At 60.5% G+C, this 23643-nt stretch carries 22 protein-coding genes and 1 riboswitch; of the genes, 11 read left to right on the top strand and 11 right to left on the bottom strand.

Annotation, left to right across the window (positions count from 1 at the left end; translation table 11 throughout):
• Nucleotides 1-127: 127 nt before the first annotated feature.
• Together AC1DE4_RS23830 and AC1DE4_RS23825 are read right to left on the bottom strand one after the other, a co-directional pair.
• On the bottom strand, nucleotides 128-1078 hold the full coding sequence (locus AC1DE4_RS23830) for a nucleoside hydrolase (protein WP_192306516.1): 951 nt from the start codon (nucleotides 1076-1078) through the stop codon (nucleotides 128-130).
• Between the two features lie 74 nt (nucleotides 1079-1152).
• Nucleotides 1153-1572, bottom strand: coding sequence for a cobalamin biosynthesis protein (locus AC1DE4_RS23825; protein WP_018854717.1), 420 nt, complete (start codon nucleotides 1570-1572; stop codon nucleotides 1153-1155).
• A 99-nt stretch (nucleotides 1573-1671) separates the two neighbouring features.
• Between AC1DE4_RS23825 and AC1DE4_RS23820 the strand changes: the two genes are divergently transcribed.
• From AC1DE4_RS23820 to AC1DE4_RS23810, 3 genes are all read left to right on the top strand, one after another.
• A complete protein-coding gene (locus tag AC1DE4_RS23820) occupies nucleotides 1672-2457 on the top strand; it encodes a TSUP family transporter (protein WP_025660706.1) in 786 nt (261 codons plus the stop codon).
• Nucleotides 2458-2555: 98 nt separating this feature from the next.
• Nucleotides 2556-2921: a nuclear transport factor 2 family protein gene (locus tag AC1DE4_RS23815; RefSeq protein WP_018854715.1), complete on the top strand. Its 366-nt coding sequence runs from the start codon at nucleotides 2556-2558 to the stop codon at nucleotides 2919-2921.
• Nucleotides 2922-2923: 2 nt separating this feature from the next.
• Entirely contained in the window at nucleotides 2924-3727 is an 804-nt protein-coding gene (locus AC1DE4_RS23810) for a helix-turn-helix domain-containing protein (RefSeq protein WP_192240626.1), read from the top strand.
• On the opposite strand, the gene AC1DE4_RS23805 is transcribed toward AC1DE4_RS23810, so the two are convergent.
• From AC1DE4_RS23805 to cobU, 5 genes are read right to left on the bottom strand one after another with little or no spacing between them, the layout of a single operon-like run.
• Nucleotides 3724-4149 carry an EamA family transporter gene (locus AC1DE4_RS23805; RefSeq protein WP_192240560.1) on the bottom strand — a complete coding sequence of 142 codons (426 nt, stop codon included), beginning with the start codon at nucleotides 4147-4149 and terminating at the stop codon, nucleotides 3724-3726. The two genes, AC1DE4_RS23810 and AC1DE4_RS23805, sit on opposite strands and share 4 nt — an antisense overlap.
• Nucleotides 4149-4781 (bottom strand): cob(I)yrinic acid a,c-diamide adenosyltransferase, encoded by a 633-nt coding sequence (cobO, locus tag AC1DE4_RS23800; RefSeq protein WP_018854712.1) that lies wholly within the window; start codon nucleotides 4779-4781, stop codon nucleotides 4149-4151. The genes AC1DE4_RS23805 and cobO overlap by 1 nt, the downstream gene beginning before the upstream one ends.
• 1 nt (nucleotide 4782) lies before the next feature.
• Nucleotides 4783-8550, bottom strand: a complete 3768-nt coding sequence (cobN, locus tag AC1DE4_RS23795; RefSeq protein ID WP_477883362.1) for a cobaltochelatase subunit CobN — start codon at nucleotides 8548-8550, stop codon at nucleotides 4783-4785.
• Between the two features lie 10 nt (nucleotides 8551-8560).
• Entirely contained in the window at nucleotides 8561-9610 is a 1050-nt protein-coding gene (gene cobW / locus AC1DE4_RS23790; protein WP_477883360.1) for a cobalamin biosynthesis protein CobW, read from the bottom strand.
• Between the two features lie 5 nt (nucleotides 9611-9615).
• Nucleotides 9616-10140 carry a bifunctional adenosylcobinamide kinase/adenosylcobinamide-phosphate guanylyltransferase gene (gene cobU / locus AC1DE4_RS23785; protein ID WP_192240558.1) on the bottom strand — a complete coding sequence of 175 codons (525 nt, stop codon included), beginning with the start codon at nucleotides 10138-10140 and terminating at the stop codon, nucleotides 9616-9618.
• 129 nt (nucleotides 10141-10269) lie between these two features.
• Nucleotides 10270-10666, bottom strand: a riboswitch (cobalamin riboswitch).
• 247 nt (nucleotides 10667-10913) lie between these two features.
• Here cobU and AC1DE4_RS23780 point away from each other — a divergent pair.
• Nucleotides 10914-12704: a chloride channel protein gene (locus AC1DE4_RS23780; RefSeq protein WP_018854708.1), complete on the top strand. Its 1791-nt coding sequence runs from the start codon at nucleotides 10914-10916 to the stop codon at nucleotides 12702-12704.
• On the opposite strand, the gene AC1DE4_RS23775 is transcribed toward AC1DE4_RS23780, so the two are convergent.
• Nucleotides 12701-14155, bottom strand: coding sequence for a cobyric acid synthase (locus tag AC1DE4_RS23775; RefSeq protein WP_477883357.1), 1455 nt, complete (start codon nucleotides 14153-14155; stop codon nucleotides 12701-12703). The genes AC1DE4_RS23780 and AC1DE4_RS23775 overlap by 4 nt on opposite strands.
• A 519-nt stretch (nucleotides 14156-14674) precedes the next feature.
• Between AC1DE4_RS23775 and AC1DE4_RS23770 the strand changes: the two genes are divergently transcribed.
• Both AC1DE4_RS23770 and AC1DE4_RS23765 read left to right on the top strand, forming a co-directional pair.
• Complete coding sequence (locus AC1DE4_RS23770) at nucleotides 14675-15673, top strand: glycine betaine ABC transporter substrate-binding protein (RefSeq protein WP_062371170.1); 999 nt, start codon at nucleotides 14675-14677, stop codon at nucleotides 15671-15673.
• 172 nt (nucleotides 15674-15845) lie between these two features.
• Nucleotides 15846-16193, top strand: a complete 348-nt coding sequence (locus AC1DE4_RS23765) for a hypothetical protein (protein WP_477883355.1) — start codon at nucleotides 15846-15848, stop codon at nucleotides 16191-16193.
• Nucleotides 16194-16200: 7 nt separating this feature from the next.
• On the opposite strand, the gene AC1DE4_RS23760 is transcribed toward AC1DE4_RS23765, so the two are convergent.
• Nucleotides 16201-16356: an entericidin domain-containing protein gene (locus AC1DE4_RS23760; RefSeq protein ID WP_007788385.1), complete on the bottom strand. Its 156-nt coding sequence runs from the start codon at nucleotides 16354-16356 to the stop codon at nucleotides 16201-16203.
• 88 nt (nucleotides 16357-16444) lie between these two features.
• Nucleotides 16445-17386, bottom strand: coding sequence for a LysR family transcriptional regulator (locus tag AC1DE4_RS23755; RefSeq protein ID WP_025660718.1), 942 nt, complete (start codon nucleotides 17384-17386; stop codon nucleotides 16445-16447).
• Between the two features lie 324 nt (nucleotides 17387-17710).
• On the opposite strand from AC1DE4_RS23755, the gene AC1DE4_RS23750 reads away from it, so the two are divergent.
• The 5 genes from AC1DE4_RS23750 (at nucleotide 17711) to AC1DE4_RS23730 (ending at nucleotide 22267) form a co-directional block, all read left to right on the top strand.
• Complete coding sequence (locus AC1DE4_RS23750; protein ID WP_018854702.1) at nucleotides 17711-18511, top strand: class I SAM-dependent methyltransferase; 801 nt, start codon at nucleotides 17711-17713, stop codon at nucleotides 18509-18511.
• Nucleotides 18512-18836: 325 nt separating this feature from the next.
• Nucleotides 18837-19064: a hypothetical protein gene (locus AC1DE4_RS23745; protein ID WP_477883353.1), complete on the top strand. Its 228-nt coding sequence runs from the start codon at nucleotides 18837-18839 to the stop codon at nucleotides 19062-19064.
• Nucleotides 19065-19258: 194 nt separating this feature from the next.
• Nucleotides 19259-20413, top strand: a complete 1155-nt coding sequence (locus AC1DE4_RS23740; protein ID WP_477883351.1) for a glycosyltransferase — start codon at nucleotides 19259-19261, stop codon at nucleotides 20411-20413.
• A gap of 340 nt (nucleotides 20414-20753) precedes the next feature.
• Entirely contained in the window at nucleotides 20754-20951 is a 198-nt protein-coding gene (locus AC1DE4_RS23735) for a hypothetical protein (protein ID WP_477883349.1), read from the top strand.
• A gap of 296 nt (nucleotides 20952-21247) precedes the next feature.
• On the top strand, nucleotides 21248-22267 hold the full coding sequence (locus AC1DE4_RS23730) for a GlxA family transcriptional regulator (RefSeq protein WP_018854697.1): 1020 nt from the start codon (nucleotides 21248-21250) through the stop codon (nucleotides 22265-22267).
• A gap of 15 nt (nucleotides 22268-22282) precedes the next feature.
• Here AC1DE4_RS23730 and AC1DE4_RS23725 read toward each other — a convergent pair whose 3' ends face one another.
• Complete coding sequence (locus AC1DE4_RS23725) at nucleotides 22283-23614, bottom strand: GGDEF domain-containing response regulator (protein WP_477815575.1); 1332 nt, start codon at nucleotides 23612-23614, stop codon at nucleotides 22283-22285.
• Nucleotides 23615-23643 lie beyond the last annotated feature (29 nt).

Below are 23643 nucleotides of genomic sequence, written 5' to 3'. Positions count from 1 at the left end.
CAGGCAAGGTCAACGCCGCTGATCGCGCTCGAGACAGATGTGAAAGGCACACGTCCTCCAACCATTCCGTCTCCTCTTGCGGCAAGCAAGATTTCACGCCCAGCCGACGCGCGACCGGGCGAAGTTCTCACCCACGCAGAAGCGTGTCGCGTATGAGACTGATCACCTTTTCGGACTCGATGCCGGTGCAGACGACCTGGCTCGGCAGGCCGTCCCAATCGCCCGGCGGGAAGCGGCGGCCGTCCGGTTTCACGATTGTCTGCCCATCGGCAATGCCGCCGCAGACGACGCGCACCGGGCCGCTGATGGTCGAGAACCGCTCGGGTGCGATTACGTAGACGCAGGCACAGCTGTCGTGAACCATCATGCCGTCTTCGACTGCGTGCTTGTAGAAGTCGATGTAGTCCTGTGAAAGATCGTTCAACAGCTTTACGGCGCTGTCGCCCTTGGCCGCGACGTCGGCAAGATAGCCGCGGCTCATCGTCGTGATCGCGGTCACGTCGAGGCCAATGACGGCAACCTTCCAGAGCGCGGTCAGGACGATGTCGGCCGCTTCCGGATCCCCATGGATGTTGGCTTCCGCGACCGGCGACACGTTGCCCGGAACGTAGAAGTTGCCGCCCATGATGACGACGTCCTTCACGAGGCCCGCAATCTCCGGATCTTCCTTGAGCGCCATCGCCAGGTTGGTCATGCGACCGACGGCAACCAGTCTGACCTCGCCCGGGTGGGCGCGGACGGTATCGATGATGAAGCGGTGAGCGGGACGCGGATCGAGCGGCAGATCGATCGTTTCGGGCACTTCGATGTTGCCGAGGCCGTTCTCGCCGTGCACGAAGGTCGGCCATGCCCCCTCTGTGCGCGCTGGATCGATCGTCACGCTGGCGCCCTTGGCGACCGGAGCGGGAATGTTCCACTCACGCTTCAGGAACAGCGCGTTGCGCGTCGTCGTCTCCACCGACGCGTTGCCGAACACGGTCGTGATTCCAAGCAGATCGATCTCGGGATGGCGGTGCAGAAAAAGCAGAGCCATTGCATCATCGACGCCGGGATCCGTGTCATAAATGACCTTGTGCATGAGTGTGCCTCTTTTCGTTATTGTCGCAGGGCAGCCGGACGGCGCCGCGAAGTCGGCGGCCACCATAGCGTCCGCTATTCTTTCTGCAACAGGGCGCACGCGATCGCAGCGGTGGCGCGTCGTGACTTGGTCTTCGGAACGACGAGTTCCGCATGCGGCCCAATCGCCGCCAACGCAGCCGATTCGGCAACCCCGTGACACCCCACTCGGGCGAAGACGACTGCCGAAGGATTTTTCAGCCGCGGCGTTTCTTCCTCGAGCCGTGCCGGAGCGAAGAGCAAGAACGGCACGCCAAGGCGGCGCGCTGCTGCAAGGATCGCGGGCTCATTGCATCGCGTATCGATCGACGCAACGGCCGCCAGCTCACCGGGGTCGATACCCGCCGCCGTCAACGCCGCGCTGGCAAGCTCGCTCACCTCGTTTTCAGGCGTTCCGCGCTCGCAGCCGAGACCGAGCACGTACCGGCGCGTCCCATCGAATACAATTTCGGTCACATGCGACAATGAAACCCGCCCCTGTGTTCCTCAAGCCATTGCAGCACGGGGCTGGAAATGCAACATGCGCCGCGTACCACATTCCAGAGTTCTCCCTCCTTGTCTGACCTTGCCCCTCATCTGCTATTCATGCTGGCTGCAGCTGGCTTTTTCGCCGGCTTCGTCGATTCCATCGCGGGCGGCGGTGGCCTGATCACGGTCCCGGCGATGCTGATTGCCGGTATTCCTCCGCTGCAAACGCTGGGCTCCAACAAGGTGCAATCCGTATTCGGGGCAGCTTCCGCCACGATCGCCTATGCCCGAAAGGGACACGTGCATCTGCGCACGCAATTGCCGATGGCCTTGATGGCAGTCCTCGGCGGGTCTCTCGGCGCCGCCTTGGCAACGGTCGTTCCGGGCGAAGTGCTGCGCGCGGTCATGCCGATCCTGCTTGTGGCAATCGCTCTCTATTTTGCCTTGAAGCCGAACCTGAATGACGTCGACAAGCATCGCCGCATGACGCCCTTCGTCTTCGGCCTGACGCTGGTTCCGGCAATCGGATTCTACGATGGCGTCTTTGGTCCTGGTGCCGGCTCCTTCTTCATGCTGTCCTTCGTATCCCTTGCCGGCTTCGGCATGTTGAAGGCAACGGCGCACACCAAGCTTCTGAACCTCGGCTCGAATATCGGCGCGCTCATCGTCTTCATTTCCTTCGGTGCGATCCTTTGGAAGATCGGCTTGATGATGGGCGTCTGCCAATTTCTGGGGGCGCAGCTCGGCTCCCGGCTTGCGATGCGCACCGGCGCCCGCCTGATCAAGCCGCTGCTCGTCATCGTCTGCGTCGCCTTCACGATCAAGCTTCTGGCCGATCCGGCCAATCCCATCCGTATCTGGCTCGAAATCTGACGCCGCGTCCGATTACCTTCGGCGTAATTGATGAGGCGCCGGCGCTTCTCCATGATCGCGATGTCTGGACGAACCAGGCGCCAACAGGAGATGATCTGATGACCGATGCGAACACCGAAGCCCAGCGCTACATCGCGATCTGGAACGAGACGGATGCGACCCGCCGCACCGCCTTGATCGCGGAAAGCTGGCATGAAGCGGCAACCTATATCGATCCCTTGATGCGCGGCGAAGGCCATGAGCAGATCAACGCACTTGTTGAAGCCGTGCATGCGCGCTTCCCGGGTTTCCGGTTCGAACTCGTCGGCACCGCCGATGGCTACGGCGACAACCTGCGCTTCTCGTGGGGTCTCGGACCGACGGGCGGGGAACACCTCATCAAGGGCACCGATTTCGCGGTGCTCGAAGGTGGACGACTGAAATCCGTGCACGGCTTCATCGACCAACTCCCGGAAGCCGCATGATGATGACGCCCGCCCGCTCCCTTGGGGACTATCTGCGCGACTGGCGGCAGAAGCGCCGAATGAGCCAGCTCGCCCTTGCCTTGGAGGCCGAAATCTCGCAGAGACATCTGAGTTTCATCGAGAGCGGGCGGTCGATCCCAAGCCGCGACATGCTGCTGCATCTGGTCGAACGGCTCGGCGTGCCGCTCAGGGATCGCAATCCGCTGCTGCTGGCCGCAGGTTTTGCGCCGCTGTTTTCCGAGCGTTCGCTCGACGATCCGACCCTTCGACCGGCGCGGCAGGCAGTCGACATGATCCTCAAGGGACACGAGCCCTACCCCGCCCTTGCGATCGACCGGCACTGGACATTGATTGCCGCCAATGACGCGATCGCCCCGCTTCTTGAGGGCGTCAGGGATCGCGCTTTGCGGGAAGGGCCAATCAACGTTCTCCGCCTCAGCCTGCATCCCGATGGGTTGGCGCCGAAGATTGTCAATCTGCCGGAATGGCGCGCACATCTCCTCGAGCGGCTGCACCAACAGATTTCGGCCACGGGAGATCCGATTCTCGGCGAACTGCTGAAGGAATTGTCCGCCTACCCGCTAAGCGGTGGCCGGCCGGAGACGAGCAGGAAAGCCGACTATGCCGGCATCGCCGTGCCGCTCGAACTGGAAACGGAAGCAGGCCTGCTCTCTTTCCTTTCGACAACCACTGTTTTCGGCACGCCCGTGGACGTCACCCTTTCCGAACTTGCGATCGAATCCTTTTTCCCCGCGAACGAGGAAACGGCAAGACTTCTCGCAACAACGGCACAGGCGAGCGGCTAGAACAAGGCGAGCAAGAGCGCCCCGCCGGCAATCAGGCTTACGCCGAGCCAGTTCATGAGATTGAGCTTTTCACCGAGAAAGACGACGCCGAAAACCGCGACAAGAACGATGGAAAGCTTGTCGATCGGCGCGACGCGTGCGGCATCGCCGATCTTCAGTGCGCGGAAATAGGCAAGCCACGAGGCGCCCGTCGCGGCGCCTGAAAGGCAAAGGAAAAGCCAGGTCTTGCCTGAAATGCTGGAGAAGGGCTGCCATTGCCCGGTTGCCACAACAATGGCGCTGATGATGAAGATGATAACGACAGTGCGGATCAGCGTGGCGAGATCGGAATTGATGCCGACGACGCCGATCTTTGCAAAGATCGCCGTCAACGCAGCAAACGCCGCCGAAAGCACCGCCCAGAAAATCCAACTCTGTGTCATCAGAACTCCACGCCGGGCTGTCCCTTGATGCCGGAACGGAACGGATGCTTGATCAGCTCCATCTCGGTGACGAGATCGGCGATCTCGATCAGCTCATCCTTGGCGTTGCGCCCGGTCAGGACGACGTGGGTCATATACGGCTTCTCGTTCTTCAGGAACTCGACCACTTCGTTGATATCGAGGTAGTCGTAGCGCAACGCTATATTGATCTCGTCGAGGAGCACCATCGAATTCCGTTCGTCGCGGATCAGTTCTTTCGCCTTCTCCCAGGCTGTACCAGCCGCAGCCACATCGCGAGCGCGATCCTGCGTCTCCCAGGTGAAGCCCTCGCCCATGGTGTGGAACTGGCAGATGTCGGAGAAGTGCTTTTCGATCAGGTCGCGCTCGCCGGTCCACATCGCGCCCTTGATGAACTGAACGACGGCAGACGGCTTTCTGTGCGCGATATGCCGGAAAATCATCCCGAATGCGGAGGACGACTTGCCCTTGCCCTTGCCGGTATGGACGATGATGAGGCCCTTTTCGTCCGTCTTCGTCGCCATGATCTTGTCGCGGGCGGCCTTCTTCTTCGCCATCTTCTCGGCGTGGCGCGCGTCGTCGTGGCCAGCGGTTTCGGTATTTTCGGCAGTCATCTCAATTCTCCCCGGATGCAAGCTTGAATGTGTCTGAAAGGTCGAAGCGCGCGGAATTGCTGCGCGGCGTCCAGAGATGGCGATCGATGGCCTCGAGCAGCCGCTCCTTGATATCCTCGAAGGCGGCTGGGTTCTTCTCGATCATGAAATCGCGCACCTTCGGATCAACCACGAAGGCCTGGTAGACGGCTTCGAAATGATGATTGCCCACAGCGCCCGTCGTTGCCGCAAAGGCAAAGAGGTAGTCGACGGTCGCGGCGATCTCGAAAGCGCCCTTGTAGCCATGGCGCATGACGCCGTCGATCCACTTCGGATTGACGACACGGCCGCGCACGACACGCCCGATCTCCTCTTCCAAAGACCGGATCACCGGCTTCTCGGGCCTGGAGTGATCGTTATGGTAGATCGCTGGCCGATCACCCGCGAGCATTTCGGCCGCAGCCGCCATACCGCCCTCGAACTGGTAATAATCGTCGCTATCAAGAAGGTCGTGCTCGCGATTGTCCTGGTTCTGCACGACCGCCTGGATCGAGCGGAGGCGCTCTTCGAAGACACCACGCTCTGCCCGGCCCTCTTCGCCGGCGCCATAAGCGTAGCTTCCCCACACGAGATAGGCTTCAGCGAGATCGGCCCGGCGTTCCCATCCCTTCTCGTCGATCAATGCCTGCAAGCCGGCACCGTAGGCGCCTGGCTTCGAGCCGAAAACGCGATAGCCGGCCCGACGGCTTGCTTGGGCCGGGTCCAGTCCGGCCGCTTCAAGCCGTGCAGCCTCGCCGCGCATGCGCTGCGCAATCGGGTTGTCGGTAGCATCTTCTTCCAGCGCCCCGACGGCACGGATTGCCTTGTCGAACAGTGCAATCTGTTCCGGAAAGGCATCCCGGAAGAAGCCTGAGATACGCAGCGTCACATCGACACGCGGATGCCGCAGCAATGCGGGCGGGATGATTTCATAGCCGGTGACGCGCCGCGAGGTCATGTCCCACACCGGCTTCACGCCGATTAAGGCCAGAGCCTGGGCGATGTCATCGCCGCCCGTGCGCATGTTCGAGGTGCCCCAGGCGGTCAGGCCGAAGGAGACCGGCCATTCGCCGTGATCCTGCACGTAACGGCGGATCACGAGTTCAGCGGACTTCTTCCCGAGCTCGTAGGCCGCCGGCGTCGGCACGGCACGGCTGTCGACCGAGTAGAAATTCCGCCCTGTCGGCAGCACATCGGGACGTCCTCGCGTGGGCGCACCTGACGGACCGGGCGGCACGAAACGCCCATCGAGCCCGCGGAGCAGACCTTCGATCTCCGCCGTCCCACAGGCGAGAATGGCTGGCCTGAGGCGCATCTCGATCTCCTCAAGAACGGCGCGCGTCGCTGCCCAGTTCTCCGGGCAGGTGAACTCAGCTGCCACCAACTTTGCGGCAAGAAGTTCGATCCGCTCGACTGTATCGCCGTTCGTTCGCCAGACAGCGTCCGTGATGCCCACGAGAAAATCCGGATGCGGTCCAGCCCAGGCCTCGGCCATATCGCAATCGAGCGGGTCGAACGCCAAGTCGAGATCCGCGGCAATCGCACGCTGAAGGCTACGGTCACCTCCCTGTCCGAGCCCGCGCGGAACCCGGGCCAGCGCGACCGTCAGATCCGTCAGCAACCGTCCCTGCGGCGAGACGCCGAAAACATGCAGGCCGTCGCGGATCTGCATCTCCTTGAGATCGCAGAGATAGGCGTCGAGCTTCTTCAAAGCCTCCGTCTCGCTCTCACCCTTGTCAATGCCGGCATCGCGATCGAGGCCGATGTCGGCCACGAGATCGAGGATCTGCTTGCTGAGAAGCCGGATGCGGCGCGGATCACCGCCCGACGCCTCGTAGTATTCGTCGACCAGCGCTTCCAGATCCTTGAGCGGCCCGTAGCTCTCGGCACGCGTCAGCGGCGGCGTCAGATGATCGATGATCACGGCGCCGGCGCGACGCTTGGCTTGCGTCCCCTCGCCGGGATCGTTGACGATGAAGGGATAAAGATGCGGCATGGGGCCGAGGACAGCTTCGGGGTAGCATTCCACTGACAAAGCCAGCGCCTTGCCCGGCAGCCATTCCAGATTGCCGTGCTTGCCCATGTGAATAACGGCGTGGGCACCGAATTCGTGGCGAAGGAAAGCGTAAAAGGCAAGATAGCCATGCGGTGGCACGAGATCCGGGGAATGGTAGCTTTCCTTTGGATCGACGTTGTAGCCGCGCGCCGGCTGGATGCCGACCAGCAGCTCACCAAGACGCATGAACGGCAGCGCAAAAGCGCCCTCCACGACATAGGGATCGGCCTCGGGTGCGCCCCAACGCCCACAGATTTCATCCTGAATCTTTTTGGGAAGACTTCCGAAGAAAGCCTTGTATCGACTCACTGAAAGCGATTCGCGAACAAGCTTCCCATCCTGTCCTGAACTTGTCGGCCCTTCCATCAGGCGTCGTATCAGCGCATCGCCATCATCGGGAATATCCGCGACTGGATAGCCGGCGCCACCCATTGCCTTCAGCACCTCAACGGTGCCGGCGGGCGTGTCCAACCCGACGCCGTTACCGAGTCTGCCATCGCGGTTCGGATAGTTCGCCATGACGAGAGCGATGTGTCTCTTGCCGACGGGTGTCGTCCGCAGATTGGCCCAGTTGGCTGCAAGCCGCGCTGTATAGCGCATCCGCTCGATATCCGGCTCGCTGCCGACAATATTGGCCTCGACGCGCGCGTCGTAGCGCGATGCCGACTTGAATGAAACCGCTCGGGCAAGCACCCGTCCGTCAACCTCCGGCAGCGCAACATTCATTCCAAGGTCGCGTGCGGAGAGCCCCTGCGAGGAAGCGGCCCACGCTTGGCGCGACGACGCCGAAAAGATCGCCTGAAGCACCACCGCGTCGTTCGCCTCGAGCACGGTCTGCTCGCGATCCGCACCAGGCGCAGACACGGCAAAGCCTGTCGTATTGATCACCACCTCGGGCTTGATGGCGTTAAAAACACTTTCGAGAATGCCCTTCGAGACAGGATCCTTGAGGCTGTAAGCAAACACCGGCAGCGGCCGGATGCCTTCAGCCAGCAGCGTATCGATCAAGGCTTCGACAGGCTTGGTCTCTCCGCTTTGCACGAGCGCGCGATAGAAGCTGACCGCGACCACAGGCGTTTGTGACACTCCCTGTACGAAGCGCACCCGTTCGTCGCACGCCGACCTCCACTCGTCGACGCCGACGACGCCCTTGCCCGGCCACCAGATCCCAGCCTTCATCAGCGGCGATGCCGCTTCCGGCTTTTCAGTTCCCGAGAGCATCGCACCGGCATAGTCCAGAAACGCCCGCGAATTGGCATCGCCGCCTTCGATGAGATAGGCCCAAAGGGCGTTCAGGTCTTCAAGCGGTACATTCGAAAATGGTGTCAACCCCGCATCGGACTTCGAATCTCCGGGCAGCACGGCGATGAACGCGCCAGATCGAGCTGCCGCCGTATGGAGCGCCTCCAGCGCATAGTGGAAGTAGCTGGCGCCACCCAGCGCCCTCACGACGATTAGCTTGGAGTGGCGGGCCGTCCGCTCGATATAGGCATTGACCGACATTGGATGCTTCAGGCTCATCAGGCTTGCCAGCCGCAGCGAGAAGCCGGCCGACGGTTCGTCATAAGCGGCGGCTATCGCGGCAAGCTCGGTATCGGCAGCCGACAGGAACAGGACATCGCCGGGCGATTGACCGAGATCGATCGCCTCCTCGGCGTCACTGATTGTTCCCTGCTGTGCCAGAAGCAGATGCATCGGTCTTGCCTTATGCCAGCGCTTCGATCGCCTTGCGCACCGCCGCTTCGTCCATCTCGTGCAAGCCGATGACGACAAGACGGGTGCCGCGTGCTTCGCCCGGCGACCAGGCGCGATCGAAATAGTGGTCGATCCGGCTGCCGACCGCCTGCAACTGCAGGCGCATCGGCTTGCCGGGAACATCGATGAAGCCCTTGAGCCGCAGCACGTCATGTTCCCCGATGATGCCCCTCAGCGCATCCACGAAGGCTGCCGGATCGGCAACAGGACCAAGCTCGACCACGAAGCTGTCGAACTCGTCATGATCGTGCGGCACGCCGTCCTCGTGTTCGAGTTCATGGTGGGACTTGCGATTGACCACATCGTCTTCCGTACCGACGCCGAGCCCGAGCAGCACGCTTGCCGGAACCTCGCCATTGCGCGCCTCGATCATGACAGGCTTGCGAGCGATACGGGAAGCAACCTCATCGCGCACGCGACCAAGGCCGGCGGTGTCGAGAAGGTCGGTCTTGTTGAGTACGATCAGATCGGCGCAGGTCAGCTGGTCCTCGAAAAGCTCCTCGATCGGGCTCTCATGGTCGAGCGACTCGTCTTCGACCCGACGAGCCTCGACGGCATCGTGATCGTCCGCGAAGCGGCCCGCGGCAACGGCGGCGCTGTCGACAACGGTAACGACGCCATCGACGGTGACCTGCGTGCGGATATCAGGCCAGTTGAACGCCGCAACGAGCGGCTGCGGCAGCGCGAGACCGGATGTTTCAATAACGATATGGTCGGGGCGCTGTTCGCGCTCCAGAAGCTTGGTCATCGTCGGAATGAAGTCGTCGGCAACCGTGCAGCAGATGCAGCCATTAGTGAGCTCGATGATGTCATCCTCGGTGCAGTTCTCCGCGCCGCAGCCCTTGAGCACGTCGCCGTCGACGCCGAGATCGCCGAATTCGTTGATGATAAGCGCGATCTTCTTACCGTTGGCATTGGAGAGCAGATTGCGGATCATCGTCGTCTTGCCGGCGCCGAGGAAACCCGTGATCACGGTCGCCGGAATTTTCTGCTGGTTCATGAAATTCAACCCTTCATCTTCAACGGCAGTCCAGCCGCGATAAAATACACATCCACGGCCTCGGCCGCGATCATTTGATGCAGACGGCCGGCATGGTCCCGAAACTCCCGCGCCATGCGGTTTTCCGGCACGATACCGAGACCGACCTCATTGGAAACGATGACGAGACGGGCTCGTGCCGTCGGCAGATACGCCACAAGCGAGGCAAATTCCGCCCCTATGTCGCGGTCTTCCATCATCAGATTGGTGATCCAAAGCGTCAGGCAATCCACCAAAACTGCCCGCTTCTCGCCATCGATCGCCCGCAGGCAGCCGACAAGATCCAGCGGCTCTTCATGGGTATGCCAGAGATCGCCGCGATCGGCTTTGTGCTTGTCGATCCGGGCGCGCATCTCGTTGTCCCAAGCCCGACCGGTCGCCACGTAATGGTGCTCCAGGCCGCTCGAGACGACCAGTTGCTCGGCAAAACGCGATTTGCCCGAGCGCGCGCCGCCCAGGATGAAAGTCGCGCCTGATGATATCGGGCTCATGGAAAACGCTGACCGATCTTCGGAAGCCTTCCGCGAGAGACCGGAACGACTGCGGAGCGCAGCCGGCAAATCTGTCTTTCAGCCATGACAACCTCCGTGCTGGCAGCGGGCATCACCCAGGAATGGGCTTTTCGCCCGGCACAGTTGGCAGGTCTCCTGGCTCGCGGGTCTTGGCCGCGATCGGGGCAAACCGGAAACCGGTCGCCCCAGATCGTGCCAGCGGATCTTCCTCGCCTTCCCGGCTGCATTTCATGAAAAGGCGGACGATTCGTAGACGTAAGAGGCGTCCTGCCCCGGTTGATCATGATGCACTGCCAGTGACTTTTCCGTCGCCACTTTCGCACAGCCCGCCTGCACCCTTGCAGGCTGTCAGCCACGCGAAACCAACGCCGGACGGAAAACCCTGACCGCTCTACAGTCGCGGGGTCGGCTCTGATGACGGTGCCCGAATTGGGTCCACCGCTTCACATTCCCTTTTCATCCGCACCGATTCAACCGGTCCGGAACCATCCGTTATGGCGTCATCGTTAGGCAAGGCCACTCCTGAAGTCAATCAAAAGCCGTCGCTCCTAAGATTGCCGTCATCGCCGCGAAACGCTGTCAAGTCGACCTACTCTACAAGATTTATCGTCTTTTATCAGTGGCTTACGTCATAAATAATTATTGTCCGCGCCGGTCTTTTGCCGCAATTGCATCGCAAGCGGGTCGCGCCACTGATTTGCCCCTCCCTTCCTCGCACTTGAACGCGCCTGCGCCCGCCTAGTTTTCCTGCCATGCTCCTCAAAATCGATATTCGCCGCTTCGGTCCGTTTCATACCCTTCTCGATATCGGGCGGATGCGCGCCCTGCTGCGCCGCAGCGAGATGGGGATGGTCATCGCCGGCGCGATCGTCGGTGTCATATCGGGTTTGGCGGTGACCGGTATGGGTCTCATTTCCCGCGAAATGCACAGCCTGATCTTCGGAATCAGCGACGTCGAGAGACTGAGTTCGTCGCAGATCGACAACAAGCTGCTGTTGCTGACGGCGCCGGTCTGCGGCGGCATTCTCCTGGGTCTGTTGCTGTTCGTGCTTGCCAAGACCCGCAAGAAGCCGATGGTGGATCCGATCGAGGCGAACGCACTGCATGGCGGTCGGCTATCTCTCACCGATAGCATTCTGGTCGCAGTCCAAAATCTTATTTCTAATGGTTTCGGGGCCTCCGTCGGCCTGGAAGCCGGTTACACGCAGCTGGCGGCCGGACTGGCCTCGAAGCTCGGGCTGAAGCTGCAGCTTCGCCGCTCGGACCTGCGCGTTCTCGTTGGGTGCGGCGCAGCGGGTGCGATTGCCGCTGCCTTCAATGCCCCGCTGACCGGCGCATTCTACGCCTTCGAGCTCATCATCGGCTCGTACACCATCGTCTCGCTAACGCCGGTTGTGGTTTCTGCGCTGGTTTCGACGCTGGTGGCTCGGCTGCTCGGTGGCAGCGATTTCCTGATCGACGTTGGCGAATTCGGTACGGTCATGCCGGCTGATTACGTCCCGGCTCTCCTGCTCGGCGCATTCTGTGCGGGTGTCGGTATCATGATCATGCAGGGCGTTGCCTGGATCGAGGAATTGGCTCGCCGGAGTTCGATCGCGACGCCGCTGCGCCCTGCCCTTGGCGGCATCGTCGTTGGCCTCCTCGCGCTGATCACACCGCAGGTGCTGTCGGCAGGACATGGCGCGCTCCACCTCAACCTCGGGCGCGACGTCGCGATTCCGGTGCTCGTGGGCCTGTTCCTCCTGAAAGCCTTCGCCTCCGCGATCTCGATCGGTTCGGGCTTCAGAGGCGGTCTGTTCTTCGCGTCGCTGTTCATGGGCGCGCTGGTAGGCAAGTTCTTCGCCTATTCCGCCCCCTACTTCGCTCACGCTACGCTGACACCGGTCATCTACGCGGTCGTCGGCATGAGTTCGCTTGCGGTCGCCGTCATCGGCGGGCCGCTGACGATGACGTTCCTTGCTCTCGAAATTACCGGCGACTTTCCGATCACGGCGCTTGTGCTGGCGGCGGTCATCACCTCCTCGCTCGTCGTCCGCAGCACCTTCGGCTACTCCTTCGCAACATGGCGCTTCCACCTGCGCGGCGAGAGCATTCGCAGCGCGCACGATGTCGGCTGGATCCGCAACCTAACGGTTGACCGGCTGATGCGCGCCGATGTGAAGACCGCCAATGCCGCTCTCTCGATCGATGAGTTCAAGGAACGCTTCCCCATCGGCTCGGCGCAGCGGGTCGTCCTGGTCGATGGTACCGGCAAGTACAGCGGCCTCGTGCTCGTTCCGGAGATTTACGCGAACCTGACCGATACCGACGAAACCGGCAAGGATCTCAGCGAATTCATCCGCTACAAGAACGATTTCCTGCAGCCGCAGATGAACGCCAAGCAGGCAGCTGCCATCTTCGACAAGACCGAAAGCGAAGCGCTCGCCGTCGTCAACAATCTGATTGAGCGCAAGGTTGTCGGCCAGTTGAGCGAGGCGCATACGCTGCGCCGTTACAGCGAAGAACTCGATCGCCGCCGCCGCGAAATATCCGGCGAGATCTAGCCGAGAAGTTCGTCCAGCCAGCGCCGGTCAAGACAGGCTTCCAGCTCGGCCGCAACGTCGTCCAGGGCTTTCTCGACGCCGGCACGATAGTCATTCGTGTCGCCCGAAAGGCCAAAGCTGCGCAGCAAGCGAGAACGGTAGATGTCGCTGGCGAACAGCCCATGCAGATAGGTTCCCGCAATCCGGCCGTCTGCCGATACCGCGCCATCCGGCCTGCCATCGACGATCGCGAACGGCCGGCCACAGTCTTCGCCGGAGGTGATACCGAGATGGATCTGGTAGCCGGAAAGCGGGGACCCGTCCTCCACTGCTGTCGCAACACTGTTGCGGACGGTCTTTTCAGGCGCCATCTCCGTCTCGACGTCAAGCAGCCCGAGGCCCGCCATATCCACCGCATGTCCCTCGATGCCCAGGGGATCATGGACCTTGCGCCCGAGCATCTGATAGCCGCCGCAAATCCCGATCACCCGACCACCCCGCTTCACATGGGCCAGTATGTCGGCATCCCAACCCTGCGCACGCATATCAGCCAGGTCTGATATCGTTGATTTCGAACCGGGCAAGATCACCAGCCGCGCGTCCGCAGGCAGCCGCTCGCCCACGCGGACGAAAACCAAATCGACATCCGGCTCCGCCTTCAAGGGGTCGAGATCATCGAAATTTGCGATGCGGGTAAAGACCGGCACGGCGACCTTGAGTGCCCCCGTGCCGCCGCGTGCGAGGCGTTCCAACGCCACCGAGTCCTCGGCCGGCAGACGCGAACCGTGCTTGAGCCACGGCACGACACCGAAGCATGGCCATCCGGTGAAGCGGCGCACCGCATCGATACCCGTATCAAAGAGCGAGACGTCGCCACGGAACTTGTTGATGAGGTAGCCGGATATCATTGCCCGGTCGTCCTCGGAGAGGATCGTATGCGTCCCAACCAGCGAGGCGATCACGCCCCCGCGGTCAATATCGCCGACAAGCACGACAGGCACACCGGCACGGGTGGCAAATCCCATATTGGCGATATCGCCGGCCCTGAGATTGATTTCGGCGGGCGAACCTGCGCCTTCCACGATCACAAGATCCGCTCCGGCCGAAACGGCCGAAAAGCTCTGCATCACGTAGTCGAGGAGCGCTGGCTTGAGTTTCTGATAGTCCCGTCCCTTGGCCTGCCCCCAGACCTTGCCCTGAACGATGATCTGGCTGCCGTATTCGGATTGCGGTTTGAGCAATACAGGATTCATGTGCACCGAGGACGGCACACGCGCGGCAAGCGACTGCAGCCATTGCGCCCGGCCGATCTCGCCGCCGTCGTCGGCGACCGCGGCATTGTTCGACATGTTCTGCGGTTTGAAGGGACGGACCGAAAGGCCACGATTGGCAGCAAGACGGCAAAGCCCCGCGACAAGAACGGTCTTGCCGACATCGGAGCCGGTCCCTTGCAGCATGATGGCCTTGGTCATTGTCACGGAACTCCGGAGAACCCGACCCCCGCCTACAACGGCCTCTCTGCCGTGGTCAATCGCGAGCGCCGAAAATGCGAAGGCCACGTCACCCGCTTAGGGTAGCGCGGCCTGCCGAAATACGCTGGCGCATTCGCCCATACACGGCGAAGCTCACGTTCTCCGGGACGCATTACCTGATCCGGAGAAGCGGCGGTGTCCCCCGCCACGGAAGAACAGATACCGCCACATTGTTACCGGACGGTTAGCAACTCCCTAAGCAAAGATGAATTTCGGCATTTTCCGGCTTTGGGACGCTCGTAGTAACCTTTTGGTGGGGCTGGCAATACGTTTTCAAATCAGACGCTTAGACTTCACGCCTCATGCACAGAAGAACGATTGATTTCCACAGCCGAACGCGTAGGCTGCCATTCCAAGGCATCAAGACGAGCGCCACAGCAATAGCCGGACAAACAGGATAAAGTCTCCGCAAGACGCGGAACGCCTAGTTGTGGCGGGGCAGCAAGAATGGGAAGGCAAATGAGATCTCTCTGCACGTCGATCCTGCTCGCCGCGGGAATCTGTGCGGCCGCTACGACTGCGCAGGCTGCCGAATGCGGCAACGTCACCATCGCTGAAATGAAGTGGGCTTCGGCGGGTATTGCGGCCAACTTCGACAGGTTCATTCTTGAGAAGGGTTATGGCTGCTCTGTCAAAATCGTCCCGGGCGACACGATGCCGACCTTCCTGTCGATGAACGAGAACGGTGAGCCGGATATCGCTTCGGAGTTCTGGATCAATTCCGTCCGCACAGAACTCGACGGTGCGGTCAAGGAAGGCAGGCTGATCCTGGCGGCGGAAATCCTTTCGGAGGGAGCTGTCGAAGGCTGGTGGATACCCAAATTCGTCGCCGACGCTAACCCCAATATCCGCAGCGTACAGGATGCGCTCAAGCATCCGGAACTCTTCCCCGCGCCGGGAAATGCATCGCAGGGCGCCGTCTTTAGTTGCCCCGTCGGCTGGAGCTGTCAGATTTCGACATCCAACCTGTTCCGCGCGCTGGACGCCGAGAAGAGCGGGTTTCAGTTGATCGAAACCGGCAGCCCACAGGACCTTGATGATTCTATCGCAAACGCCTTCCAGAAAAAGGAGGGCTGGCTTGGCTATTACTGGGCACCCACGGCCGTCCTCGGCAAATACGACATGACGCGCCTGAGCTTCGGCGTGGGTCATGACAAGGCAGAATGGGATAAGTGCACATCTGTCCCCGGCTGCGCGCGGCCGCAGGTGAATTCCTATCCCGTCTCACGGGCCTTTACGATTGTCACCAAAGCCTTCGCCGACCGTGCCGGACCGGCCATGGATTACCTGAAGCTCCGCTCGTGGGACAATACGACAATCAACGAAGTGCTCGCCTGGCAGGATGACAACCACAAGAGCAACGAGGAAGCCACCGTCTACTTCCTCCAGAACTACGCCGCGCTATGGACCAAATGGGTTCCTGCCGATGTCGCGCAGAAGGTCAAGGCCGGGCTCTAGGAAGAGCAAAGCAATCGCTCACCAGACGGTGCAATATTCTTCGATTGGTCAGCGCAGGATTCGCGCAAGAGTGAGCGGGCAAAAGGAGCAGCCGTCTTCTGACGGTATCGGTTTCCTGTAAGCGGCGGCACCCAATCGTGCCAAGCTGCTTGCCCAGACGAAGAGAAAAAAGATGACATCCACCCCGTTTCCCGACCGCGACACAATCGCCTCGAAGCTTGCCAGCCTGGAGGAGCAGGAAAAATCCTACGTCTCCCTGCTGATGGAAAATGCGGCACAGGACGAGAACGTCATCGATGGTCTTCACCGTCACCTGAACAATGCCGCGAGCGCGCCATTCCTGAATACGCTGAAACTCGAGAGCCTTGGGAAATGGATTGGCGGCGCAGCGCCGGCCCGCCTGCAGATACGCCTCATGGAGGCAGCGAAATCAAGCCAGCACCCGGCCTATGCGGCGTTCCGGAGTGGGCTTTCGCGTCCCGGCGGGCTGGAAAGGGCCTACCCGCCGGCGGTGATCTGACGCCGTCTTACCTGGTGGCCGCGCGACCGACCGAACGACCTGCATCCTGAGTCGCGTTTACGGCATTTGCCGTGTCGCGACCGATGCCGCGGATTGTGTTTCCACACGAAGAAAGCACGAGCAGAATTGCGAGGGCGGAGCCGATCTTGGCCATTGTCGTCATTGCGAAATCCTTCTTTTCAATCGTCCACGCGCGGGCGACTCCGCGCGCATTAAACCCCGGAGGAAGAAAAGAGGTCCGTACTAAGTTGTCAAGCCGCTACGGCCTTGGCTTTTTCCGCAAAGGCAAAGCGGATGCTATCGGCTACCGCCCGCATCGGGTTGTTCATCTGTGACGCAGTGAGCAGCCTGATGTCGAAGGAACCGAGTTCGGGCAGCCCCTCCTGCACGCCGAGAATTGTCATCTCATCAGTGACATAGGAGCGCGGCAGGGGCGCGATCGCGAGGTCGGAAACGACGGCCGCTCGCTGGGCCATGGTGTGGCCGCTAAGAAAAGCGACACGATAGCCGCGCTTCATTCGCTCAAGCTGAGACAGTGCCTCAGAGCGCCAAATGCAGCCATCCTCCCAGATCGAGATCGGCAGCGGATCGCGGCGGTGCGCCGTACCACATTTGGCACCGGCCCATACAAGCCTCTCGCGGAAGACGATCTCCCCATCCGTCGGCAGCGGACGCGTCGCGCAATTGATCAGTGCCAGGTCCAGGCGCTGCTCTTCCATGCGCTTCTTGAGGCCGATGCTCATGTCTATGGTGACATCGACCATGATGCTCGGGAAACTCTCGGCGAAGCTTTTCAGGATATTCGGCAGCAGCCGTTCGCCGATATCTTCAGGCGCGCCGAGCCGCACCACGCCGCTCAGCTCGGGCATGATGAACCGCGAGACGGCCTCGTTCGACAGAGCGAGGATGTTGCGCGCGTAGGAGAGCAGCACTTCGCCATGCTGGGTCAGACTGACCGATCGCGCATCACGCAGAAACAGCGTGGCGCCGAGTTGCTCTTCCAGCTTCTTGATCTGCATGGATACCGCCGACGGCGTCCGATAGACGGCTTCCGCGGCCGTGGAAAAATTGCCGGTCTCTGCAATGGCAACGAAGGTGCGCAGCACGTCGTTGTCAAGCAAAGGAATGGGACGGCGAAAGGGAATGCTCATCGTCACATCTTTCAATTTTTCTGAATTTGACTTCCATATCATTTTGTTTGATTGAAAGTCAACCCGACAATACCCTTGGTTCATAGCGGCTAGTACTGATGAAAGGAGGCCGCGATGAACACGCTCATTGTAATCTTCGACATCTTCTACGCATTCAGATCTCGTCAGATCTCACGTCAGACACGCAATCGCACACGAGATCAGTTGGCTCGACTGCCGAGGCATCTCGCTGATGACCTCGACCTACAGGCACTAGGTATGACCGTCCCTCGCTGAAGATGCGAGCGCCGCCAGCGGCTTCAAAGACGCATCGAAAGGTTCTAATATACGCTCCGGGCGCGGCGACGGAGCGTAAGGACCATCGCGATGAACGATGCGTGTTTCCAAGGCGATATCCCTGCAGCATACGATCGGTATCTGGTGCCGATCCTGTTTGACCCTTATGCCGCCGATCTGGCGCAGCGCCTGGCATCGGTTCATCCGCACCGCGTTCTCGAAGTCGCAGCAGGGTCCGGGGCCCTCACGCGCGCGATATCGTCGGCGCTTCCGCACGCCCAAATCATCGCCACCGATTTGAACCAGGCGATGCTGGATGTCGCCGCATTGAGACATTCTGGCGGGCATATCGCATGGCGACAGGCTGACGCGTTGAGCCTGCCCTTTCCCGATCACATCTTTGACACCGTCACATGCCAGTTCGGCGTCATGTTCTTTCCCGATAAGCAACGCGCCTACCGCGAAATCCTCCGCGTACTCAAGCCGAAAGGGACCTTCCTCTTCAGCACCTGGGACTCCCTCGAGAGCAACGCCTTCGCAAAGGTCATGATGACTGAGACGGATGCATTGTTTCCAGAAGATCCGCTGGACTTCTTCCGGCGAACGCCGCACAGCTATTTTGATGCCGAGGCGATCCTCTCGGAACTCGAACGGGCCGGATTCGAGTCGGCCGCTTTCACCAAGGTCGAAAAGACTGCCCATGCGTCCTCGGCAAGGGACGCCGCAACCGCCTTCTGCAAGGGCAGCCCGCTCCGCATGGAAATCGAAGCCCGCAACCCGAAATTCGACGTCGTGGCACGAGTCACGGCGGCTCTCGAGCAGGCTTTCGGCAAAGGTCCGATCGAAGGGCCGATGTCAGCGCTGGTGTTCACCGCCGAGGCGCCACGGTAGATATCACGCGCACGGCAGCCGCTCATTGTGCCGACGCGCGAAGGCGCGCACCAAAACACGGCTCGTCCGACAATGCCTCGAATTGTCGGAACATCCGATGCTAGGAGGCGTTCCTTGTGGGCAACGCACGCTTTGCTTTGTCGTTGCGCTGACTGCGTTTCCCTCAACTGCAGTCGCAGAGGCCCGGCGCTGTCCAAACCAGCACCGGGCTTTGTCCGCTCATCTCGACGATCTCCCCTCCATCTATTTCAGTATTGACTAAAATAAAACTTGAAATCGCCGCGTCGGAAACGATGATGCTTGCTGTCAGCTAGGAGGGGCGTTGATGTCACAGTATCAGGAGACGCGGCGGTTCAAATGCACGGGCGGCGCAGGAAATCCCTGCATTGTCATCGAACAGATCAGGGTTGCCGATGAAGCCATCCCTAGGCCCAGAACCGATTACATGACAATGGATGGCGAGGTCGCCAATCGCCTCGACAAGAAGCACTTCCTGATCTTGATGAAGGGTGAGGTTGTGAAGATCCAGAGGGCGCTGAGGAAGAAACTCTGAGCCGGGGCCCGTCGGCATCGGCGTCGCGGCGGGCAAGCCGGTCCTCTTCGGCAGACAGATCCTGTGGATCTTCGCATGACTAAGGCGTCACCGTTGGGTAGATGTCATCATCGCGTCATCTGACGGTGATGTTTTGACTCACCGAGCGCTGAGACTCGTTTTCATTCCGGCGCTGTTCACCGCTGGAATGACTGATGCTGTATATCATTGCCGTCGCCGGTGCCCTGCTGGCAGCCAATACCCTCAGCCTTATGATCGCGGGATGGCGAATTCGGTCCCGCCAAGACAAGACGCCAAGTGTCGCTGTGCGTCCGCCTGTCTCGATCGTGATACCCCTTTGCGGCATAGAACAGTTCTCGCGGGAAACACTCGAAAGCGCGCTGATCCTGGATTGGCCCGACTACGAAGTCATTTTTTGCGTTGCAGACAAGGCCGATCCGATCATTGGTCTGGCGGAGAACACCCTCCGAGCAAGGCCGCTGGCAAATGCAAGGATTTTGATCGGGGATGACCGCATCAGCGCAAATCCGAAACTCAACAACTGCGTCAAGGGCTGGAGCGCGGCGGCGCATGAATGGGTCGTCCTTGCCGATTCCAATGTCCTGATGCCGGCGAACTATCTCGCACGCCTTATGGCCGCATGGCGACCCGACAGCGGCCTCGTTTGCTCGACGCCACTTGGCTCCCGTCCGAGCGGATTTTGGGCGGAGGTCGAATGTGCTTTTCTCAACACCCACCAAGCCCGTTGGCAATATGCCGGGGAAGCGCTTGGATTCGGCTTCGCGCAAGGCAAGAGCATGCTCTGGCAAAAGACGATCCTCGACGCCCACGGTGGCATCCAAGCCCTTGCGGCCGAGATCGCAGAAGACGCCGCCGCCACAAAGCTGGTCAACAGCATGGGCCTCAAGGTGCATCTCGTCGCCGGACCATTCGAGCAGCCCCTAGGCAGAAGGACCTTCCGCGAGCTCTGGGCCAGGCAGTCTCGTTGGGCGCGGCTGAGACGCGTCACTTTCCCGCACTTCTTCGCGCCGGAGATCCTGCTTGGCGTGGTTCCTCCCCTATTGCTGGGCCTGAGCGCTGCCGTCGTTTCCGGCACCAGTCTCGTTACTACAACCCTGGCAGTCTTATGCACCGCCTACGCGCCGGAACTTATTCTTGCAGCCCGCAAGCATTGGCACCTATCCCTGCTGTCACTCCTCGCAATGGTTACCCGCGATGTCTTGCAGCCAGCGATCTGGACACGGAGTTGGTTGAGAGGCAGTTTCGATTGGCGCGGAAACATTATGGTGATCAGATCGCAGGAATCGCGCCTGGAGGGTGGAGTAGCCGAACCGATTGCAGACCCCTAAACTAGGGCAATCGACATACCGCGGCGGCCGCCAGCCGCCCAAGTTGCCCTCGGGACATATGAATCCGCCCCGCCAGATCGGCCACTGTTCCGCCGGCAGCGCTGTGCCCGCATCTCCCTTTAGATCAACACCATGCGTGGCGGCTCCTCCCCGCGCCGCCGGTAGGCACGACGCCCCTCGAATTGAATTGGCCGTGTCGGCAGATATCAATCCGCCGCGCGTCGCCATCGTTCAAAATCACTGATGATATCCATAAATGCTATTCGTTTGATTGATGGGACGAAAACACCCATATTTTACTCATCAAACAAGGCGTCATCCGACGAAGAAAGGAACGGCTATGACGACGATTACCTTCAGGCACACCAAGGCGTCCTCAAGCGAAGCTCATGCGCATATTGTCGACTATGCCCGCAAGCTGGTTCATGCTTGGCACCAGTGGCAGGCCGCCCGCGAAATCGAATCCATGCCCTTCGACATGCGTAAGGACATTGGCTGGCCGTCGGCGGATGGCGAGGATGAACGCAAGGTTATGTAATGAATCCGACATTCCTCCCCGCGTGAGAGCGGCGCCCGCCTTCGTGCAGCGCCGCTTTCTCCGTCTTTAGGGGCTCCTAATTAAATCTTGAATTTCAGAGACATATATTTTCTTCGAGCGCCTTTTTCGAACTTTTGAAGAACGCAAACGTCATTTGACCATCGTCAATTTCAGCAATGTCGCAAATTTGCTCTTTGCGGCCGCATTTATCCATGAGAATGTCGCTTTCAGGATATCGAAACGACGTATTCCAAGCAACGAATAGTGCATTCGCACCTCCAGCACGGATTTGTCTCATGAACAAGATGTCGCACAAGCAACGCTCTCTCGTCTTCTTCATGGTTCCGCAGTTTACGATGCTGCCCTTTTCAGCGGCGATCGATACCCTGCGCATAGCCAACCGCATGCTCGGCTACCAGGCCTACACGTGGCGGCTGACCTCGGTTGACGGGCAGAAGGTCTATTCTTCCTGCGGCATCGGCGTCGAGGCAAATACGTCGCTGGCCGATGAGCGCCGCAATCTCGGCGGCGAATATCGCCCGAGCATGGTGCTGGTCTGTTCCGGCATCGATGTCGAAGACTTCAACAACAAGTCCGTCAGTGCTTGGTTGCGCGAATCCTACAACCGCGGCGTCGCCGTCGGCAGCCTTTGTACCGGCGCGCACATCCTCGCACAGGCGGGGCTTCTGAACGGCAAGCGCTGTGCTATCCACTGGGAAAACCTGCCGGGCTTTTCGGAAGCCTTTCCGCAGGCCGAGGTCTATGCCGATCTCTATGAAGTGGACAGTAATCTCTACACCTGCGCCGGCGGCACGGCGTCGCTGGACATGATGCTGAATCTGATCGGCCAGGATTTCGGCGAAACGCTGGTGAACCGGGTCTGCGAGCAGCATCTGACGGATCGCGTCCGCAGCCCGAACGATCGCCAGCGCCTGCCGCTGCGCGCGCGCCTCGGCGTCCAGAATGCCAAGGTTCTCTCCATCATCGAACTGATGGAAGGCAACCTCTCCGAACCGCTCTCGCTGCTTGAGATCGCGGACGGCGTCGACCTGTCACGCCGCCAGATCGAGCGGTTGTTCCGTCAGGAAATGGGGCGCTCGCCGGCGCGGTATTATCTGGAAATACGGCTTGATCGCGCCCGCCACCTGCTGGTGCAGTCCTCCATGCCGGTCGTCGAAGTCGCCGTCGCCTGTGGCTTCGTTTCGGCCTCACACTTCTCCAAGTGTTATCGCGAACTCTATCATCGCTCGCCGCAACAGGAGCGCGCAGAACGCAAGATGACGATGGCAACCGCACGCCAGGCCATCGCCGCGTGATCTCAGCCCGGGCGGCTATTGAGCCGCCTCCGCCGTCATCCGCGCGTCGGAATAGACCTGATTGCGCCCTTTGTGCTTGGCCATATAGAGAAACTGGTCGGCGGCATTGAGATAGTTGTCGAAGGTTTCATAGTCGGAAATCTCGGCAACGCCGATCGACACGGTGACGGAAAGCTCCTCGTCATCGGCCATCACCTTCATGCGTGAGATATCCGACCGTATCTCATCACACAGCTTGCTCGCGGCCATTGAATCCATCATCGGGAACAAGATCGCAAACTCCTCACCACCGAGGCGCGAAAGAAGGTTGTCGCTTCCCTCGAAGATCGTTGCAAGACGGTCTGCGACCGCCTTCAGCACCTCGTCTCCGATCTCGTGCCCGTATGTATCGTTCAACCGCTTGAAATGATCGATGTCGAGGATCGCGACAGCGGCCGCGGTCTTCTGGCGCAGGCAGTCATTCACCAGCTTGGGCCCGAGATCGTAGAAGTAGCGGCGATTGTAGAGGCCAGTGAGGTAGTCGCAGGCCGCAGCCGCCCGAAGCTGCTTCAGCTGCGCCAAAGTCTCGACGTTGTTGGCGACCCGGCACTGCAGTTCCTCAGCCACGAACGGCCTATAGAGAAAATCCGAAGCGCCGGCCTTCAGAAAGCTCACAGAGAGCAGGCGATCGCTCGAAGATGAAACCCCGATGATCCGCAGCCGATCAGAGCCGAAGTGCCGCCGTATCCGCCGCGTCAGCTCGCAACCGCGCATGTCGGGCATATGATGATCAGTGATGACGACCTCGATATCGTCGTAGGTCTCAAGCGCGGCGAAGGCCTCGAGGCCGGAAGCGGCTTCCACAACCATATACTGTTGCGCTTCGAGCAACCCGACCAGGAGTTCGCGCGCGGAAGGGACATCGTCGACCACGAGCACCCGTATCTTCCTGTTCGATAATGCCCGCCTGACGCTGGCAACAACGCTATCGAGCGCGAACTCGTTGTCTTTCAGCACATAGTCGATGACATTGCGCTCCATGATGCGATTGCGCGTATCGAGGTCGAAAGTGGCGGTGAAGACAATGGTCGGGATACTGGCCTGTATGGTGCAGTCGAGCGCCTCGCCATAGGGTGCGTCCGGCAAATTGAGGTCGACAATCGCCATTGTGTAATCGTTTGGCGACTGGGCGATCGTCTCTTCGAGGATTTTCAGGGAGGCGCACGGTTTGACGTTCAGGCCGAGTTCTGCATGAAGCCGGTGGCACAGAACCGCTGAAAACATCCGGGAATCTTCAACCAGGAGCACCCGCTGGCCACCAAAACGTGGTCCGAATCCATCCCGATGGAGATCCTCCTGGAACGCCATTCACTCCTATCCCCCAGAAAGCCGCCGCA

It is taken from the genome of Rhizobium sp. 10N414 (assembly GCF_056394785.1).
The sequence above is the reverse complement of the archived record's forward strand: the minus strand, read 5'-3'. Positions and strand labels throughout refer to the sequence as shown.

Coding starts and splice junctions, on each gene's coding strand:
- AC1DE4_RS23830 (WP_192306516.1), bottom strand. CDS start 1,078: ATGCACAAGGTCATTTATGACACGGATCCCGGCGTCGATGATGCAATG.
- AC1DE4_RS23815 (WP_018854715.1), top strand. CDS start 2,556: ATGACCGATGCGAACACCGAAGCCCAGCGCTACATCGCGATCTGGAAC.
- AC1DE4_RS23810 (WP_192240626.1), top strand. CDS start 2,924: ATGACGCCCGCCCGCTCCCTTGGGGACTATCTGCGCGACTGGCGGCAG.
- AC1DE4_RS23805 (WP_192240560.1), bottom strand. CDS start 4,149: ATGACACAGAGTTGGATTTTCTGGGCGGTGCTTTCGGCGGCGTTTGCT.
- cobO (WP_018854712.1), bottom strand. CDS start 4,781: ATGACTGCCGAAAATACCGAAACCGCTGGCCACGACGACGCGCGCCAC.
- cobN (WP_477883362.1), bottom strand. CDS start 8,550: ATGCATCTGCTTCTGGCACAGCAGGGAACAATCAGTGACGCCGAGGAG.
- cobW (WP_477883360.1), bottom strand. CDS start 9,610: ATGAACCAGCAGAAAATTCCGGCGACCGTGATCACGGGTTTCCTCGGC.
- cobU (WP_192240558.1), bottom strand. CDS start 10,140: ATGAGCCCGATATCATCAGGCGCGACTTTCATCCTGGGCGGCGCGCGC.
- AC1DE4_RS23780 (WP_018854708.1), top strand. CDS start 10,914: ATGCTCCTCAAAATCGATATTCGCCGCTTCGGTCCGTTTCATACCCTT.
- AC1DE4_RS23775 (WP_477883357.1), bottom strand. CDS start 14,155: ATGACCAAGGCCATCATGCTGCAAGGGACCGGCTCCGATGTCGGCAAG.
- AC1DE4_RS23770 (WP_062371170.1), top strand. CDS start 14,675: ATGAGATCTCTCTGCACGTCGATCCTGCTCGCCGCGGGAATCTGTGCG.
- AC1DE4_RS23765 (WP_477883355.1), top strand. CDS start 15,846: ATGACATCCACCCCGTTTCCCGACCGCGACACAATCGCCTCGAAGCTT.
- AC1DE4_RS23760 (WP_007788385.1), bottom strand. CDS start 16,356: ATGACGACAATGGCCAAGATCGGCTCCGCCCTCGCAATTCTGCTCGTG.
- AC1DE4_RS23755 (WP_025660718.1), bottom strand. CDS start 17,386: ATGATATGGAAGTCAAATTCAGAAAAATTGAAAGATGTGACGATGAGC.
- AC1DE4_RS23750 (WP_018854702.1), top strand. CDS start 17,711: ATGAACGATGCGTGTTTCCAAGGCGATATCCCTGCAGCATACGATCGG.
- AC1DE4_RS23745 (WP_477883353.1), top strand. CDS start 18,837: ATGTCACAGTATCAGGAGACGCGGCGGTTCAAATGCACGGGCGGCGCA.
- AC1DE4_RS23740 (WP_477883351.1), top strand. CDS start 19,259: ATGCTGTATATCATTGCCGTCGCCGGTGCCCTGCTGGCAGCCAATACC.
- AC1DE4_RS23735 (WP_477883349.1), top strand. CDS start 20,754: ATGACGACGATTACCTTCAGGCACACCAAGGCGTCCTCAAGCGAAGCT.
- AC1DE4_RS23730 (WP_018854697.1), top strand. CDS start 21,248: ATGAACAAGATGTCGCACAAGCAACGCTCTCTCGTCTTCTTCATGGTT.
- AC1DE4_RS23725 (WP_477815575.1), bottom strand. CDS start 23,614: ATGGCGTTCCAGGAGGATCTCCATCGGGATGGATTCGGACCACGTTTT.